This window comes from Acinetobacter sp. G18, from assembly GCF_052660225.1.
In genome coordinates this window covers 2259684-2275196 of sequence record NZ_CP109658.1, presented here as the reverse complement: position 1 = coordinate 2275196, position 15513 = coordinate 2259684, and the positions used below count along the sequence as shown (strand labels likewise).

General features: G+C 39.2%; 16 protein-coding genes. 9 read left to right on the top strand and 7 right to left on the bottom strand.

The window, feature by feature from the left end:
* Positions 1-5: 5 nt before the first annotated feature.
* Positions 6-896, bottom strand: coding sequence for a LysR family transcriptional regulator (locus tag NE363_RS10880; RefSeq protein ID WP_004792929.1), 891 nt, complete (start codon positions 894-896; stop codon positions 6-8).
* A gap of 200 nt (positions 897-1096) precedes the next feature.
* On the opposite strand from NE363_RS10880, the gene NE363_RS10875 reads away from it, so the two are divergent.
* The 3 genes from NE363_RS10875 (at position 1097) to NE363_RS10865 (ending at position 3985) form a co-directional block, all read left to right on the top strand.
* Positions 1097-1783 (top strand): hydrolase, encoded by a 687-nt coding sequence (locus NE363_RS10875; RefSeq protein WP_001043290.1) that lies wholly within the window; start codon positions 1097-1099, stop codon positions 1781-1783.
* A gap of 109 nt (positions 1784-1892) precedes the next feature.
* Positions 1893-3767 carry an amidohydrolase gene (locus NE363_RS10870; RefSeq protein ID WP_445535020.1) on the top strand — a complete coding sequence of 625 codons (1875 nt, stop codon included), beginning with the start codon at positions 1893-1895 and terminating at the stop codon, positions 3765-3767.
* Positions 3768-3823: 56 nt separating this feature from the next.
* On the top strand, positions 3824-3985 hold the full coding sequence (locus NE363_RS10865; protein WP_000784879.1) for a DUF1427 family protein: 162 nt from the start codon (positions 3824-3826) through the stop codon (positions 3983-3985).
* A gap of 67 nt (positions 3986-4052) precedes the next feature.
* Here NE363_RS10865 and arsC read toward each other — a convergent pair whose 3' ends face one another.
* A complete protein-coding gene (arsC, locus tag NE363_RS10860; RefSeq protein WP_445535019.1) occupies positions 4053-4481 on the bottom strand; it encodes an arsenate reductase (glutaredoxin) in 429 nt (142 codons plus the stop codon).
* A gap of 84 nt (positions 4482-4565) precedes the next feature.
* Between arsC and NE363_RS10855 the strand changes: the two genes are divergently transcribed.
* The 3 genes from NE363_RS10855 to arsH all read left to right on the top strand — a co-directional run bounded on the left by NE363_RS10855 (position 4566) and on the right by arsH (position 6742).
* Positions 4566-4895 carry an ArsR/SmtB family transcription factor gene (locus NE363_RS10855; protein ID WP_019458909.1) on the top strand — a complete coding sequence of 110 codons (330 nt, stop codon included), beginning with the start codon at positions 4566-4568 and terminating at the stop codon, positions 4893-4895.
* Between the two features lie 100 nt (positions 4896-4995).
* Entirely contained in the window at positions 4996-6042 is a 1047-nt protein-coding gene (gene arsB, locus NE363_RS10850; RefSeq protein WP_445535018.1) for an ACR3 family arsenite efflux transporter, read from the top strand.
* The gene (arsH, locus tag NE363_RS10845; protein ID WP_445535017.1) at positions 6029-6742 is read left to right on the top strand and encodes an arsenical resistance protein ArsH; all 714 of its coding nucleotides are present in this window, start codon (positions 6029-6031) and stop codon (positions 6740-6742) included. Before arsB ends, arsH begins: the two co-directional genes overlap by 14 nt.
* Before the next feature lie 57 nt (positions 6743-6799).
* On the opposite strand, the gene NE363_RS10840 is transcribed toward arsH, so the two are convergent.
* On the bottom strand, positions 6800-7702 hold the full coding sequence (locus tag NE363_RS10840; RefSeq protein ID WP_134261577.1) for a LysR family transcriptional regulator: 903 nt from the start codon (positions 7700-7702) through the stop codon (positions 6800-6802).
* A gap of 101 nt (positions 7703-7803) precedes the next feature.
* Between NE363_RS10840 and NE363_RS10835 the strand changes: the two genes are divergently transcribed.
* The 3 genes from NE363_RS10835 (at position 7804) to ahpF (ending at position 10624) form a co-directional block, all read left to right on the top strand.
* A complete protein-coding gene (locus NE363_RS10835; RefSeq protein ID WP_445535016.1) occupies positions 7804-8364 on the top strand; it encodes a chromate transporter in 561 nt (186 codons plus the stop codon).
* A complete protein-coding gene (locus NE363_RS10830; RefSeq protein ID WP_004702206.1) occupies positions 8364-8885 on the top strand; it encodes a chromate transporter in 522 nt (173 codons plus the stop codon). Before NE363_RS10835 ends, NE363_RS10830 begins: the two co-directional genes overlap by 1 nt.
* Before the next feature lie 173 nt (positions 8886-9058).
* On the top strand, positions 9059-10624 hold the full coding sequence (ahpF, locus tag NE363_RS10825; protein WP_445535015.1) for an alkyl hydroperoxide reductase subunit F: 1566 nt from the start codon (positions 9059-9061) through the stop codon (positions 10622-10624).
* Positions 10625-10678: 54 nt separating this feature from the next.
* Here ahpF and NE363_RS10820 read toward each other — a convergent pair whose 3' ends face one another.
* The 4 genes from NE363_RS10820 to NE363_RS10805 form a co-directional block, all read right to left on the bottom strand.
* Positions 10679-12685, bottom strand: a complete 2007-nt coding sequence (locus NE363_RS10820) for an esterase/lipase family protein (protein WP_445535014.1) — start codon at positions 12683-12685, stop codon at positions 10679-10681.
* Between the two features lie 113 nt (positions 12686-12798).
* The gene (locus tag NE363_RS10815) at positions 12799-13749 is read right to left on the bottom strand and encodes an ABUW_2363 family tetratricopeptide repeat lipoprotein (RefSeq protein ID WP_139344793.1); all 951 of its coding nucleotides are present in this window, start codon (positions 13747-13749) and stop codon (positions 12799-12801) included.
* Positions 13750-13854: 105 nt separating this feature from the next.
* The gene (cysE, locus tag NE363_RS10810; RefSeq protein ID WP_004702199.1) at positions 13855-14670 is read right to left on the bottom strand and encodes a serine O-acetyltransferase; all 816 of its coding nucleotides are present in this window, start codon (positions 14668-14670) and stop codon (positions 13855-13857) included.
* Positions 14663-15502, bottom strand: a complete 840-nt coding sequence (locus NE363_RS10805) for an RNA methyltransferase (protein WP_347912987.1) — start codon at positions 15500-15502, stop codon at positions 14663-14665. Before NE363_RS10805 ends, cysE begins: the two co-directional genes overlap by 8 nt.
* Between the last annotated feature and the right edge of the window lie 11 nt (positions 15503-15513).

The following is a 15513-nucleotide window of genomic DNA, read 5'->3' as shown; positions in this document are numbered from 1 at the left end:
ATTGGTTATTTTATAGGAACGATTTGACGCGTTAGAAAATCAATAAATAGTTTGACCTTCTTCGATAAAATCTTACGGTTTGGCCATGTGACATATAAGTGAAGCGGCTGACTGGTATAGTCCTCCAAACATTTCTGTAATTTGCCTTCTTTGTAATAAGGCTCTGCAATAAACTCTGGAAGAAAAACGATACCGTGATCTTTCAAGCACATATCTAATAATAATTCCCCATTATTACAGGTCATCACAGGGAAGCAATTAAAGGACACTTCTTTTTGATCTTTTTGGAAAATCAATTTTTTATGTCGGCTATCTTGATAGTAAATCAGAAATTTATGTTCTTTAAGTTCTTCTAAAGAGGTTGGAAGGCCATGCTGATTAAAATACTCTGGTGTTGCATATAAATATCGTTGATAGGTATTTAATATTTTACTATTTGCCAAATTTGGAGGTGAACCATCTACACGAATGGTTAAATCAAATTTATTATTATTCGTATCTAATAGCTGATCAGTCATGAATAAATCAATTTTGATACTGGGATATTTCTCTATAAAGTCTGAAATGATATGTTGAAGAAAAATATTGCTAAAAGACATGGGGGTATTGAGCTTAAGTTCGCCTTCAGGGTACTGCTGATTGTAACTAATTTCATAAGCAGCCCATTCAAACTCACTTAAAATGACTTTACTATGTTGATAAAATTTTTCCCCACAAGAGGTGAGATTCATCTGTCTTGTTGTTCTGGTTAACAGTGTGGTTTTCAGGTCATTTTCGAGGTAGCAAACACGTTTGGCTACTAAGTCACGAGAGATGTCGAGTGCTCTGGCTGCGCTACTAAAATTCCCATGCTCTACGACACTTACAAAAGTGGAAATACAGTCTAATCGATCCATGGATAAGCAAAAGTTAAAAAAATATATATCAATGATTAAACTATAAAAATTAAAAAGCAATCATTGATTTTATTGTATTCGTACAGCATACAGATTCGAGCTGATTTACTGTCTATTTTTTTACATTTTTATCTGTTTTGATAATAAACATTAGATTTTTTACTTAAACACAAAACTTATCAGTAATAACGGAGTTATTCATGAATAAATCACTTTTAGAACAATTATCACCAACGAATTGTCAGGTTATTTTTATTGATCATCAGCCACAAATGGCTTTTGGGGTACAGTCAATAGATCGCCAAGTATTAAAGAATAATACTGTAGGGTTAGCCAAAGCAGCTAAAACATTCAATATTCCTGTCACCATTACTACGGTTGAAACTGAAAGCTTCTCTGGTCATACCTATCCAGAACTTTTAGATGTATTTCCAGATGCTCCATTACTAGAACGTACTTCTATGAACTCATGGGATGATCAAAAAGTACGTGATTCTCTTGCAAAAAATAATCGTAAAAAAGTGATTGTTTCAGGCTTATGGACTGAAGTGTGCAATAACACTTTTGCTTTTGGTGCCATGCTTGAAGGCGATTATGAAATTTATATGGTTGCAGATGCTTCTGGTGGTACATCAAAAGAAGCACATGACTATGCCATGCAACGTATGATTCAAGCAGGTGTTGTTCCAGTAACTTGGCAACAAGTCTTACTCGAATGGCAACGTGATTGGGCACATCGTGATACGTATGATGCAGTTATGGCAATTGTACGCGAGCATTCTGGTGCTTATGGTATGGGCGTTGATTATGCTTATACGATGGTACATAAGGCGCCTGAACGTACAACATCAAAACACGAAGTACTTGCACCAGTTCCTGCAAAATAAAACAGTACTGATTTAGGTAAAGGCATGTCTAGTATTCAATATTTAAGTGATATTAATACAGATATGCCTTTATTTTTTAGAACGATAATTCACAAGAATGGAGTTCAGAATGACCGAAATAAACCTCATACTCATAAACGGTAAAATCACAACACTAGATCCTCAGAATCCCGAAGTACAAGCAATTGCGATTGCAGACGGTAAAGTCGTACGTACGGGTACAAATGATGAGATTATGAAGCTCGCAACACCAACAAGCAAAGTCGTAGACTTAAATGGCCGTCGCGTTATACCGGGTCTAAATGACAGTCATCTGCATATTATTCGTGGTGGCCTAAATTACAATATGGAACTGCGCTGGGAAGGAGTACCATCCGTTGCTGATGCACTACGCTTACTTAAAGAGCAAGCAGATAATACGCCTGCTCCACAATGGGTCCGTGTAGTAGGCGGTTGGACTGAGTTCCAGTTTGCTGAAAAGCGGTTACCAACTTTAGAAGAAATTAATAAAGCTGCGCCAGATACTCCTGTCTTTGTTTTACATTTATATGCCAGTGCTTTGTTGAACCGGGCAGCGCTTGATGTATTAGGCTTTAATAAAGACACGCCAGATCCACCCGGAGGCAAAATTGTACGAGATGCAAAGGGTGAGCCAACAGGTCTGTTGCTCGCAACTCCATCCGCTATGATTTTGTATTCAACCTTAGGGAAAGCACCAAAATTGCCAGTTGAAGATCAAGTCAATTCAACTCGTCATTTCATGCGCGAACTAAATCGATTAGGCATTACTTCGGCAATTGATGCAGGTGGTGGTGGTCAAAACTACCCTGAAGATTATGATGTGATTAAGCAATTACACGATCAAAATCAAATGACAGTGCGAATTGCTTATAATCTATTTGCTCAGAAGGCAGGCCAAGAGCTTGATGACTATCGCCGTTGGACAGAAATGACATTTCCGGGTGATGGTGATGAGTTATTTAGAATGAATGGAGCAGGAGAGAACCTGACTTGGTCAGCGGGTGACTTCGAAGATTTCTATGAACCACGTCCAGATTTACCGGAAAAAATGGAAGGTGAACTCGAAGCCATTGTAGAGCACTTGGCTGAAAAGAAATGGCCATTCCGTATTCATGCAACCTATGATGAAAGTATTAATCGTCTGCTCAATGTATTTGAGCGCGTCAATTCAAAACAGCCATTTGCAACTCGATTTATTATTGACCATGCAGAAACTGTATCTGAGCGTAATATCGAACGTATTGGTGCGTTGGGTGGTGGTATCGCCATTCAACACCGTATGGCATATCAAGGTGAGATTTTCGTAAAACGCTATGGTGCCGAGGCTGCTCAGGCAACGCCACCAGTTAAGAAAATGTTAGAGCTTGGTGTTCCTGTGGGTGCGGGGACAGATGCGACTCGAGTTGCATCCTATAACCCTTGGGTATGTTTATACTGGCTAAGTACGGGTAAAACAGTCGGTGGTTTGCCACTCTATGATGAAAAAAATCTATTAGACCGTCAGACTGCACTCAAACTCTGGACTAAAGGTTCGGCTTGGTTCTCAGGTGAAAAAGATGTCAAAGGTTCACTCACAGCAGGGGAACTTGCTGACTTGGTCGTGTTGTCTGATGACTACTTCAAAGTTGAAGCAGAAGATATCCAGTGGATTGAGTCTGTACTCACTGTTTTAGGTGGAAAAGTGGTATATGCAGGTGCAGAGTTTAAGCAAGATGATCCGCCGTTACCGCCAGCTTCACCAACATGGTCGCCAGTAAAACGCTTTGGTGGTCAGTGGCGTTTATCTGAAAATCGTAATGCGCCCTCGAATCAATCATTACAGTCACAAAGTGCATTGTGTGAATGTGCTAGCAGCTGTGGCATGCATGGACACAGCCACGCTTGGATGCTTGATGTTCCTGTAAATGATAAGGACAAAAAATCTTTCTGGGGCGCACTAGGGTGCTCGTGTTTCGCATTTTAAATAAAACAGTATGGGAACCTGCTGATTAAATGGCTTGATTCTCTAAGGTATGTACGATGAAAATGTACTTGTTATCTTTGGCTGTAGGGTTACTTGTTGGTGTCTTATATTATGTTTTAAATGTTAAGTCACCTGCTCCACCTCTTGTTGCATTAGTCGGTTTATTGGGCATGGTGATAGGAGAGCAACTGCTTCCTTTTATTAAGTCCTATTTTTAACCTGTTTCATTCAAAAAGCTAAATGGTGCTATGCCATTTAGCTTTTTATATTAATAAGTATTTTCAATTACTTTATACGACGGCCTTGTTCGTCAATAATCACTTCGCCATCTTCTTTTGCAAAATAGCCTAAGTTTTTTGAATCTAAAATGTCGAGCACCACTTCAGAAGGGCGGCAAAGTCGCGTGCCTTTTGCTGTAACCACAAATGGGCGATTAATTAAAATTGGATACTCCACCATAAAATCAATTAATTGCTTGTCTGTCCAATGGTTTTGTTCTAACTCTAAATCTTTGTAGGGATCAACATTTTTACGAATTGATTCACGTACAGTTAAGCCTGAATCCTTAATGAGTTGAATCAATTCATCTTTACTTGGTGGTGTTTGCAAATATTCAATAACAATAGGCTCAAGTCCTGCATGACGAATAAGCGCCAATGTATTGCGTGAGGTTCCGCAAGCAGGGTTATGGTAAATCTTCACTAGCTCAGTCATGGTAAATTTATTGTCAAATTAAGATATTGCATTTATATATGGATATCCGTATATTTGCAATAACGAATATATTCTGTTGAAGATATGATCAACCAAGTCGATTTCTTTAAATGTCTATCTGACCAAACTCGGTTAAATATTCTTAAATTAGTTCTAAATAAACAAAATATTTGTGTTTGTGAGCTAACAGAGCAGCTTGAATTGAGCCAACCGAAAATTTCTCGTCACTTGGCCTTATTAAGAACTCATGGCGTATTACTTGATGAAAGAAAAGGTCAGTGGGTCTATTACAGCTTAAATCCTGATTTACCTGTATGGGCTTTAGATATTTTAAAGGTGATAGAAAATGATGAGAGTGAGACAAGAGTAAAACAACAATATCAGCCTTTCATCACTACAACGTGCTGCGATTAATCTTCCTAGATTTCTATCTTAAAAATTCGGATTTCTAGCATAGGTGTATCAATCATTTATGTATTGAACAAAATTAATCAATTCTTTCTTCGAGTAGAACATGACCAGACAAGGGCTTTCATTTTTAGATCGAAACCTGACGCTATGGATTTTCATTGCAATGGCTTTAGGTTTAGCGATTGGAGTTTTCTTTCCTCAGGCATCTGTGTCTTTGAATGAATTAAGTGTAGATAACGTTAATATCCCGATCGCAATCGGCTTAATTTTGATGATGTATCCACCTTTAGCTAAGGTTGATTATGCTGCGTTACCAGAGGTATTTAAAGATAAGAAAACCTTAACTTTATCGTTGGTACAGAATTGGATTATTGCTCCAGTTTTAATGTTTATCCTTGCGATTATTTTCTTACATCACTATCCAGAGTATATGACGGGCCTTATTTTGATAGGCTTAGCACGTTGTATTGCCATGGTATTAGTCTGGAATGGCTTGGCTTGTGGTGATAACCAATATGTTGCAGCGTTAGTTGCCTTTAACAGTATTTTCCAAATCTTATTTTTCAGTACGTATGCTTGGCTATTCTTGACCTTTTTGCCGCCGTATTTTGGTGTGGCAGGACAAGTCATTGATGTGAATTTCTGGACGATTACACACGCGGTTTTGGTGTACTTAGGTATTCCATTTTTAATGGGATTCTTGACGCGTTTGATTTTAGTCAAGTCGAAAGGGTTGGAGTGGTATCAAAGTAAATTTTTACCAAAGATCAGCCCGATTAGTTTAATTGCTTTACTTTTTACTATTGTGGCGATGTTTAGTCTAAAAGGTGGGGATGTAGTGAGCTTACCTTTAGATGTATTAGGTATTGCGATTCCACTTACAATTTACTTTGTCGTAATGTTCTTCATTAGCTTCTTTATGAGTAAACGGATGGGGAATAACTATCCACGTACCACTGCTATTTCATTTACCGCTGCTGGCAACAATTTTGAGTTGGCATTAGCGGTTGCTATCGCAACATTTGGTTTAGCATCACCTGTCGCTTTTACCACAGTGATTGGGCCGTTGGTTGAAGTTCCCGTTTTAATTTCACTCGTTACCGTTTCTCTTTGGCTCAAGAAAAAGTATTTCTCACATGAACAGTCCTAATAATGATTTATCAAATGTAGCATTAAATCTTCTAGATAAGCCTACATTTGAGCAAGTGCAAGCACAGCAGCTTGAGCATCCTCCTCGGATTTTATTGCTATATGGTTCTAATCGTGAACGCTCTTATAGTCGTTTTGCTGTGCTGACTGCTGGCCGAATCCTTGAATATTTAGGTGCTGAAGTCAAAATCTTTCATCCTAAAGGTTTACCTTTGCCTGAGGATGCAGGAACAGATCATCCTAAAGTCCAAGAATTACATACACTATTAGCTTGGGCAGAAGGCATGGTGTGGTGTTCGCCTGAACGTCATGGTGCGATGAGTTCAATTTTAAAAGCTCAAATTGACTGGATTCCTTTAGCAGCTGGAGCAATCCGTGCAACTCAGGGTAAAACCCTAGCAGTCATGCAAGTCAGTGGTGGTTCGCAATCTTTTAATGCAGTCAATCAAATGCGTATTTTAGGTCGTTGGATGCGTATGATTACCATCCCAAATCAGTCATCTGTCGCAAAAGCATTTTTGGAGTTTGAGGAAGATGGCAGTATGAAACCTTCTTCTTATTATGATCGAATTGTTGATGTGATGGAGGAACTGTATAAGTTCACATTATTAACGCGTGGGCAAAAAGAATATTTGATAGATCGCTATTCTGAGCGCAAAGAATCGGCAGAAGAGCTATCAAAACGAGTAAATCAAAAATAAACAGTTTCATGAAAAAGTGCTTCATTTGGAGCACTTTTTATTGCTTAGTTTTTACACTCAGGTGATTGTGGGCAAAAGTTTTTGCATAAGTTCAATAAAGTTTGAAACTTTAGCCGAGTTTTCATTTTCTCGTGTAATCAAGTAAATAGGCGCATTCAGTTTTATTGAATCATCAAATTCTCGATATACAATTCCATGTTCCCAAAAGTTATGCATTGAGGCTGGCACAATCGTTATACCAATTCCAGCAGCGACTAAATTTAATGTTGCGGTAGGTCGAGGTGCTTCCTGGACAATGCGCGGACTAAAACCTGCTTGATAGCAACTATATAAAATATTGTCATATAAGCCTTGTCCTGAAGAACGACGGTATAAAACAAAATTCTCATCAGATAAGTCAATTAAACTAATTTTCTCTCTTTTTGTAAGTGGATGGTCTATAGGCAATGCCACTACCATTGATTCATCTAATATATGCAGATGTTTCAAACCAATATCACGACTAATCGGCGCTCTTAAAAAAGCAATATCAAGCTTTTCCGAAATTAACCAATCTAATTGCTTTTGGCTGCCTGCTTCTTCAAGTTTAGTCTGTACAGCTGGGTACATTTCACGATATGAGCGCAATACCAGCGAAATAAGCGGATGTAAACCTGCGGAACTTGTAAAACCAATATTGAGTTGTCCAGTTTTGCCTTGGCTAACATCTTGGACGAGTTGGGGTATATGTTTAGCATGCTCTAATAAAAGCTGTGCTTCTTTAAATAAAGCTAGACCTGCCTCAGTTGGTTCAATCCCGCGCGGTTGACGAATAAGTAATTGTGTACCGAGTTCTTCTTCAAGTTTTTTGAGTAAACGCGTTAGAGGCGGCTGTTGAATAAACAATCGATTTGCTGCATGCGTAATGTTTCTTTCTTCAACCACTACTACAAAGGCGTGAAGCTTATGTAAATCGAGCATAGAAATACCTTTAGGGTATGCTTAGTGAAAATAAAAGCATTTGTAGATATATCACAAAAGTATCATTCTATCTTGGTCAGATAAAGTGAAAAGTAACGAAAATGAACCATGTTGAGATTGCCGTGCGGAAGGAGAGTGTACCCACCTGCACAGAGTTATTTTTAGGTTTTTTAACATTAGGTTTAATTGGATTTGGTGGTGTTTTACCTTTAGCAAGAAAAGTCATTGTAGAGCAGAGACAGTGGCTAAGCCCTGAAAAATTCACCGAGTTACTTGGTTTGTGTCAATTTTTACCGGGCGGCAATATTATTAATTTATCTGTTGCGATTGGTATGGAGTTTCGAGGTGTTCGTGGTGCAGTGAGCTCGCTCATTGGTCTGATCCTTGCACCTACTGTTATTGTTGTACTTTTACATTATGTTTATGAGCAGTTCCAAAATAATTTAATGGTTAAGCATCTTTTTGAAGGGTTAGGAGCAGCAGCAGCAGTGCTTCTGGTAGCAACTGGCTTAAAAATGTTGAAACCATTATTACGTAACCCGATAGCGATGTGTGTTGTCGTGGCTGCAATTATCAGTATTGCTTTTCTAAAAATTTCTTTGCTTTTGACTATGTTGATTCTATTGGCACTTTATTCATCTATTATTTGGAGACGTGTGTAATGGGAGCAGTTCTACTTGCTTTAGCGATCATTTTTACTCAGTTGTCTCTTATAGCTTTTGGTGGCGGAAACACGATTTTGCCCGAAATGCAGCGTCAAGTGGTTGATATTCATCATTGGATGACTGCACAAGAATTTAGTGCTTTGTTTGCTATGGCTCAAGCAGCTCCCGGTCCGAACATGATGATTGTACCATTGGTGGGATGGCATGTAGCAGGACTGTCAGGTTTACTTGTGGCCTCTACCGCTAAATTTCTACCTTCATCTCTTATTACGGTATTTGTAATGAGAGGCTGGTCTAAGTTCAAAGATAAAAAATGGCGCCGTGTTTTACAGCTTGCTTTGCAACCCGTCACAGTGGGGACGGTGCTTGCCAGTGCTTGGATTATTTCTGAGGCAGCAGCAATAAATACTTTACTTATTATTATGGTAGTCATTGCAACTCTATTATCTTTAATTAAAAAAGTTCATCCTTTACATGTCTTAATTGCTGGGGCTGTATTTGGTGTGGTGTTACTCTAGTTTAACCAGTTTGCCGACCTGCGCTGGGATAAGTTCAGGTTGGTTTTTTTGAATGAAAAGAATAAAATCTAAAAAACCGATTAAATCTATAAAAACATACTGTTTTACCTATTTTGTGTTTTAACGTACTATGCATCTATTGAAAGAATTTGGATGAATTGGAGTAAAAACAGATGTTAGATCAAAACATTAAAACTCAATTAAAAGCTTACTTAGAACGTTTAGAAAGTCCAATCGAATTAGTGGCTGCTTTAGATGAATCAGATAAAGCTGCTCAAATTAAAGAGTTAGTGACAGAAATCGCTGAGCTTTCTGACAAGGTGACTGCTCGTTTTGATGGCAACAATACACGTCGTCCAAGCTTTGGTGTGGCTAAAGCAGGTGAACAGCCTCGTGTGTTCTTTGCAGGCTTACCAATGGGCCATGAGTTTACATCTTTGATCTTGGCGCTGTTACAAGTCTCTGGCTATGCACCTAAAGTTTCTGATGAAGTGCTCGACCAAATTAAAGGCCTAAACCTCAAAGCTAACTTTGATGTGTTTGTATCCTTAAGCTGTCATAACTGTCCGGACGTGGTACAGGCGCTTAACCTGATCGCGATTTATAATCCGAATACCACAGCAACCATGATTGACGGTTCATTCTTCCAAGACGAAGTGGAACAACGCAAAATCATGGCTGTACCAATGGTATTTCAGGACAACGAACACATTGGTCAAGGTCGTATGACCCTTGAAGAGATTGTGGCAAAACTTGACACCAACTCAGCTGAAAAAGATGCAGCAGCACTGAATGCCAAAGATGCCTTTGATGTATTGGTGATTGGTGGTGGACCTGCGGGTGCAACAGCAGCCATCTATGCAGCACGTAAAGGTATTAACACTGGTATCGTAGCTGAACGCTTTGGTGGTCAGGTCATGGATACCATGGACATTGAAAACTTCACGTCTGTGCAAAAAACTCAAGGTCCTAAGTTTGCTGCCGAGATGGAAGCACACGTTCGTGAATACGATGTCGATATCATGAACTTGCAACGTGTTAGCAAAATCACAGGTGCCAACCAAACAGAAAATGGTCTGGTTGAAGTTGAACTTGAAAACGGTGCAAAACTTGAATCGAAGACAGTCATCCTTTCAACAGGGGCACGTTGGAGAGAAATGAATGTACCGGGTGAGCAAGAATACCGTACCCGTGGCGTTGCATACTGCCCACACTGTGATGGTCCATTGTTCAAAGGCAAACGTGTTGCCGTGATTGGTGGTGGTAACTCAGGTGTTGAAGCTGCAATTGACCTTGCAGGAATTGTTGAGCATGTGACTTTGGTTGAGTTCGATACAAAACTACGTGCAGACCAAGTGTTGCAAAACAAATTGCATAGCTTGCCGAACACAACTGTGATTATGAATGCCTTAAGCACAGAAGTGTTAGGTGATGGTTCACAAGTGACTGGCCTTAAATATAAAGACCGTGCCACTGATGAAGAGCATGTGGTAGAGCTTGCAGGGATCTTTGTACAGATTGGTTTACTTCCAAACACTGACTTCTTAAAAGACAGTGAAGTTGAGTTAACCAACCGTGGCGAGATCATTGTGAATGACCGCAACGAAACCAATGTGCAAGGTGTATTTGCTGCGGGTGACTGTACCACTGTGCCTTACAAGCAAATCATTATTGCTACAGGTGAAGGTGCTAAAGCATCACTCTCTGCGTTTGATTACATCATTCGCTCTGGGCAGTAAAATTTAGTTCCCAAACGAAAGAGCCAAAGGATTACCTTTGGCTCTTTTTTATTTTCATGGTTTATATAAACCGTGTTCGACTAAATGCTCTCGTAAAATCCGACGTAGCTCTAATACAGCTTGTGGTGTTAACTGAATAGAGTGTCCACCCGGAAGTACTTTCTCAGACTTTGCACCCTCTAAGTGAGCACTCTTATAAGGAACAATACCATCGGTAATCACATTTGGATCATCACTCTTGGTAATGTTACCCATAATTGAGTGGAAGACTAATCCTTGATGTGGATTAATATTTTCCGTGAGTTCCATAAATTTAGATTGATGGCTTAAGTCACTTGGTCCATTTTGAATCAGACCATTATCAATGTTATTCAAGAAATCTTTAACATCTAGGTTTTCTGTAGTTAGTGATGTCGCTACAGCAGATAAAAAAGCTCCCGGCAAACGAATAATTTTACGAGCAGCTAACGTAAACCACCGATCAGCGTAATCTGTACCTCTGTGAGGTGATGCCAAGAAAATTGCACGATCAAAGTTTCCAATTGAATGCATTTGCAATCGCTCAGTTACCATAGGGTGTTTCTTGAAACGGTTCTGTTGGCGTACAGTCATTAGTTTTAAGGCTGGTTGAGTAATATCTCCATCACTGACCAGCAGACGGCTAATAATACCACCCATACTATGGCCTACAAGCACAGCATCGTGTGCAGCAGGGTCACTTGGGTTTAGCGAACCAAACGCTTGTTTAAGCAGAGCGTAAATCTGGAAGCGACTTTCTAAAATTGGCATGTTAGTCGAGTAAAAAACTTGCCAAACTTGATAGTTATCTCTTAAAACAGTATCACCCATCACATCGTTGGTGAGCGCAATCCATGCCTCGGGGCTACTTGCTAAACCATGCACCAACACAATAATTTTTTTGTTTGGATTATAAGGTTCGAGCATATATAAATGTGGCATAGTTAAATGCTGATCACGATCAATTAGGCTTAAATAAGCCGCTACGCCTAAGTTATTTTCAGCTAGCCATAAACCGTAAGGTGCAGAGAAGTTCGCAGCTAGAGGGTATTGCTTACCTGCGACATTAATATTATCGGTGCGATAAGGATCATAAACTCGAATTACAAATTCTGGGTTATTTATAATGTCTTGAACAGTTTTGGCATTTTTAGGCTCAGCCACAATCGTTGCAGCTAAATAACGTGCATGGTGAATATTCGGATTCACACCATTTTTATAGCTGTAATTAAGTGGATCTAAAATATATTCATTAATATCTTCTTTTCCTGAGCTCGGAAAAACGGCGACAAACTCAGAACCGAAACCATCACGACGGTTAATTGTTCTTAAACCCGAGAAATTTAAGTTATAGCTTGAAATTAATTTCTCTAATTTTTGGCCAGTTAATTGTCTATGAAATTCAAAGTCTATTGAATAAACACTCTTACCAATATGGATTTGTGGCTCTACCACATTTTTTTGCGGGTATCTCAAATCATACACACTGACCATTTTGGCAATGGCTTGATTATAAAAGTCGCGTATTTGAACTTGTCTGTTATCAAAAATACGGTCGGTCGGCTGACGTTTTGTTGAAAACAGATAGGCATAGCTATAACGAATGCTCTTATCGAGAAAGGTTAATTGTTGGTCTAAGCAATCGTCATATTTATTCTGAATCGCTTTTTGTTCATCAGTCGCTTTGTGTTTAGTGAATCGACTAATTTTACACTCGGAAGAATCTGATAAAGCCATCGTTTTTGCGAGATACATTTCGCTCGCAGTAGATAAAAGCTGTTCGTCTAAAATTTGAGGAAGGTTTTTGAGTTGATTTACGCAGGTGTCAGGGGAATCTGTACAGGTTTTGGCTTCTTGCCCTGACATAGACAAAACGTTAAGACTTGCTTCACTCAGTTTATCTTGCGTAAGAATACTATTACGTTCATTTGCAATAGTAACGTTGAGAGCTTGTTGCTTAACATTGACGACCTGACATCCACCGAGAATTGAACCGAGGATTATGACCGTGAAGAGCGCTGAATTTCTTTTTCTAACAAACATTATGGTCAAATATGTGGATCAGTAATATGCCGATCATACAAATTTTAAAGTTTTTTTCAATTGATCAAATATAAAAAAGGGCTGTCAAATCAGCCCTTTTTTAAATTTTAAACTTATTTTTTTGCAGGTTTTGCAGGTTTTGCAGGCGTAGCAGGTGCCATGGCTGGGTTTGTTAAAACTTGCCATACATTCCAACGACCTTGTTTTTCAATTTCTTGAATTAAACGGTCAGCCACTTCAGCTTCATCAGGGTATTTAACTTTATAATTTTTTAAAGTCTGAATCGCATTTTTCTTTTGTTCCATTGCAATATAGTTATTTGCAGCGGCTAAATATGCTTCTTGAACATTGCCTTTAATGGCTTTGTCTAAATATGGAATGGCTTCACGCTGACCACCACCTTCAGATAAACCAAAACCAAACCAGAAATTCGTTTCTGGATCGTCTGGGCTAATTTTTAAAAGTCTTTGAGCATATTCTAAAGATTTAGTTGTGTGAACAGTACCTAAATCTAAATTACGTGCAAGTACGCTTGCTTTGAATGCTCGAATTAAAATATCAAATGAAGCATTTGGATTAGCAGCTAAAGTATCTAAGCGCTGAGTCACTTCTTTAAGTTTGCTTTCAAAACCTTTACGTTCCTGACGGTCTGTAAAGCGAGGCGGGTAGTGACGAGCTTTACCTTCTACAAGCTGTAAGAAGTCGTCAATTTCTGTCACATCAATTTCATTATCGCCAGCTAAAACTGCGTACTTCACTGAACGTTGTGAACTATTAATTGTAGGTACAATCAGTTTATTTGTATCTAAAGTAAGCGATTTAGTTGGATCATCCTGACGAGTGACCACCATTTTCGTTACAGGCTGAGCAGCAGCATCTTTTAAAGCAACTTCAAATGCTGGCGGAGCATCATAATTAAATGGGTTTAAAGCATAAAATGGAGGAGTAAGGTCAGGTTCCTTGAAAACAAAAGGTTCATTTTTTTGTTCTTTTACAGGCGCCATTGTACACGCTGTTAAACTAGAAGTTGCAAGGAGTAAATACGCCAATGGCTTTAAATTCATAGGATCTTCCGTTCATTTTAGTAAAGTCAGATTTGGTACAGCTAAGTCTAGGAAAACCTAAACCGACATGCAAGGGTAAGCGTGTTACATTATGAATCAAGAATATTACGTTTTTGATGTCTTGTTTTGCGCACCGCATTCACGACGAACTTCTTCAAGAATTTTTAGCTCTTCATCGCTAAAAGGTTGTTCATCTTGGCTTTCTTTTTTGAAAGTTGGGTCAAGTTCGGATAAGCGCTGACACAAATTGTTCATACGAGTTTCGTTGTGTTGAATACGATCAAGTAAAACTCGCATTCCTTCTAAAATCGGATCAGATTGATCAGCAGTGGTCGCATACGGGGCAAAACCAATACTCTGAGCATAATCACGGCGGCGTGCTTCATCTTGATCTTTGGTTTTATCAGCATCTTTATAAATATAGCGCGCAGGATTACCAACGGCTGTTACACCAGCGGGAACAGCTTTTGTCACCACAGCATTTGAACCCACTTTAGCGCCTTTACCAACTGTAAAAGGTCCTAAAATTTTTGCACCAGCACCAACGACTACACCATCTTCTAGAGTTGGGTGACGTTTACCTTTTTTCCATGTCGTACCGCCTAGGGTAACTCCATGATATAGCGTAACGTCATCACCAATTTCGGCAGTTTCACCAATCACAACACCCATACCATGATCGATAAAAAAACGTTTGCCGATCTTTGCACCAGGGTGAATCTCAATTCCTGTTGCAAAACGACTAAATGTTGATACAAAGCGGGCAGTCCCTTTGCAATCTTTTTTCCAAAGTTCATGTGCAAGTCTATGCAACACTAGGGCATGAATACCGGGATAATTGGTAAGTACTTCGAGCGTATTTCGTGCAGCAGGATCTCGCGCGAAGACAGCCTGTATATCTTCTTTAAGCTGTTTAAGCATTGGATTGATCCTCCTTGTCCGATGATGCTTTTTTCCATTTGCCGCTTGTGAGGGCTTGAACTCGACTAAAAATACCGCGAAGTAAATGATATTCCATACGATCTAATTGTATACGACCAAATAAACGACGCAAGCGTAAAGGTAATAAACGTGGATTTTCTGGATCTAAAAATTCAATTTCAGTTAGCATTTTTTCCAAATGAGGATAAAACTCTTCCATTTGCTGCTGAGTGACTAAAGGCTCATCCCACTGCATGCTTTGACCTTGTGCAAGTGGCATTTGTCCATCATCAGAAACAGATTCTTTTTGCTCTAATACCGACATGCGAAGTTCATAACATACAACTTGAATCGCTTGGGCAACGTTCAGTACACCATAATCCGAATTTACAGGAATAGTAAGGTGATAGTTTGCTAAAGCTAATTCTTCATTGGTTAAGCCGCGGTCTTCACGTCCAAAAACAATTGCAATTTGTTGGCCTTGCGAAGCAGCCTTAATTGCTTCTTTTGAAGCAGGGCGTACATCAAGCAATGGCCATGGAATAGTACGACTTCGAGCACTGGTTCCAAAAACTAAATGACAATCTTTAATCGCGTCTTCGAGCGTTTCAACAATTTCGACTTGTTCTAATAAATCTTGTGCACCAGCAGCAAGCGCTAGAATATCTGGATGTGGATAGGTCTTTGGTGAAACAAGAACCAACTTACTTAAGCCCATTGTTTTCATTGCGCGTAAAGCACTGCCAATATTAGCAGGTAAAGTGGTATTGACCATCACAATACGCACTTGTGCTAATTGTTTTGACACAGCGGTGTCGTCAAACAAACTCATAAGATTTCCAG

What these genes read in the sequence shown, in the direction of transcription:
- NE363_RS10880 (WP_004792929.1), bottom strand. Translation starts at nt 896, where the DNA reads ATGGATCGATTAGACTGTATTTCCACTTTTGTAAGTGTCGTAGAGCAT.
- NE363_RS10875 (WP_001043290.1), top strand. Translation starts at nt 1,097, where the DNA reads ATGAATAAATCACTTTTAGAACAATTATCACCAACGAATTGTCAGGTT.
- NE363_RS10870 (WP_445535020.1), top strand. Translation starts at nt 1,893, where the DNA reads ATGACCGAAATAAACCTCATACTCATAAACGGTAAAATCACAACACTA.
- NE363_RS10865 (WP_000784879.1), top strand. Translation starts at nt 3,824, where the DNA reads ATGAAAATGTACTTGTTATCTTTGGCTGTAGGGTTACTTGTTGGTGTC.
- arsC (WP_445535019.1), bottom strand. Translation starts at nt 4,481, where the DNA reads ATGACTGAGCTAGTGAAGATTTACCATAACCCTGCTTGCGGAACCTCA.
- NE363_RS10855 (WP_019458909.1), top strand. Translation starts at nt 4,566, where the DNA reads ATGATCAACCAAGTCGATTTCTTTAAATGTCTATCTGACCAAACTCGG.
- arsB (WP_445535018.1), top strand. Translation starts at nt 4,996, where the DNA reads ATGACCAGACAAGGGCTTTCATTTTTAGATCGAAACCTGACGCTATGG.
- arsH (WP_445535017.1), top strand. Translation starts at nt 6,029, where the DNA reads ATGAACAGTCCTAATAATGATTTATCAAATGTAGCATTAAATCTTCTA.
- NE363_RS10840 (WP_134261577.1), bottom strand. Translation starts at nt 7,702, where the DNA reads ATGCTCGATTTACATAAGCTTCACGCCTTTGTAGTAGTGGTTGAAGAA.
- NE363_RS10835 (WP_445535016.1), top strand. Translation starts at nt 7,804, where the DNA reads ATGAACCATGTTGAGATTGCCGTGCGGAAGGAGAGTGTACCCACCTGC.
- NE363_RS10830 (WP_004702206.1), top strand. Translation starts at nt 8,364, where the DNA reads ATGGGAGCAGTTCTACTTGCTTTAGCGATCATTTTTACTCAGTTGTCT.
- ahpF (WP_445535015.1), top strand. Translation starts at nt 9,059, where the DNA reads ATGTTAGATCAAAACATTAAAACTCAATTAAAAGCTTACTTAGAACGT.
- NE363_RS10820 (WP_445535014.1), bottom strand. Translation starts at nt 12,685, where the DNA reads ATGTTTGTTAGAAAAAGAAATTCAGCGCTCTTCACGGTCATAATCCTC.
- NE363_RS10815 (WP_139344793.1), bottom strand. Translation starts at nt 13,749, where the DNA reads ATGAATTTAAAGCCATTGGCGTATTTACTCCTTGCAACTTCTAGTTTA.
- cysE (WP_004702199.1), bottom strand. Translation starts at nt 14,670, where the DNA reads ATGCTTAAACAGCTTAAAGAAGATATACAGGCTGTCTTCGCGCGAGAT.
- NE363_RS10805 (WP_347912987.1), bottom strand. Translation starts at nt 15,502, where the DNA reads ATGAGTTTGTTTGACGACACCGCTGTGTCAAAACAATTAGCACAAGTG.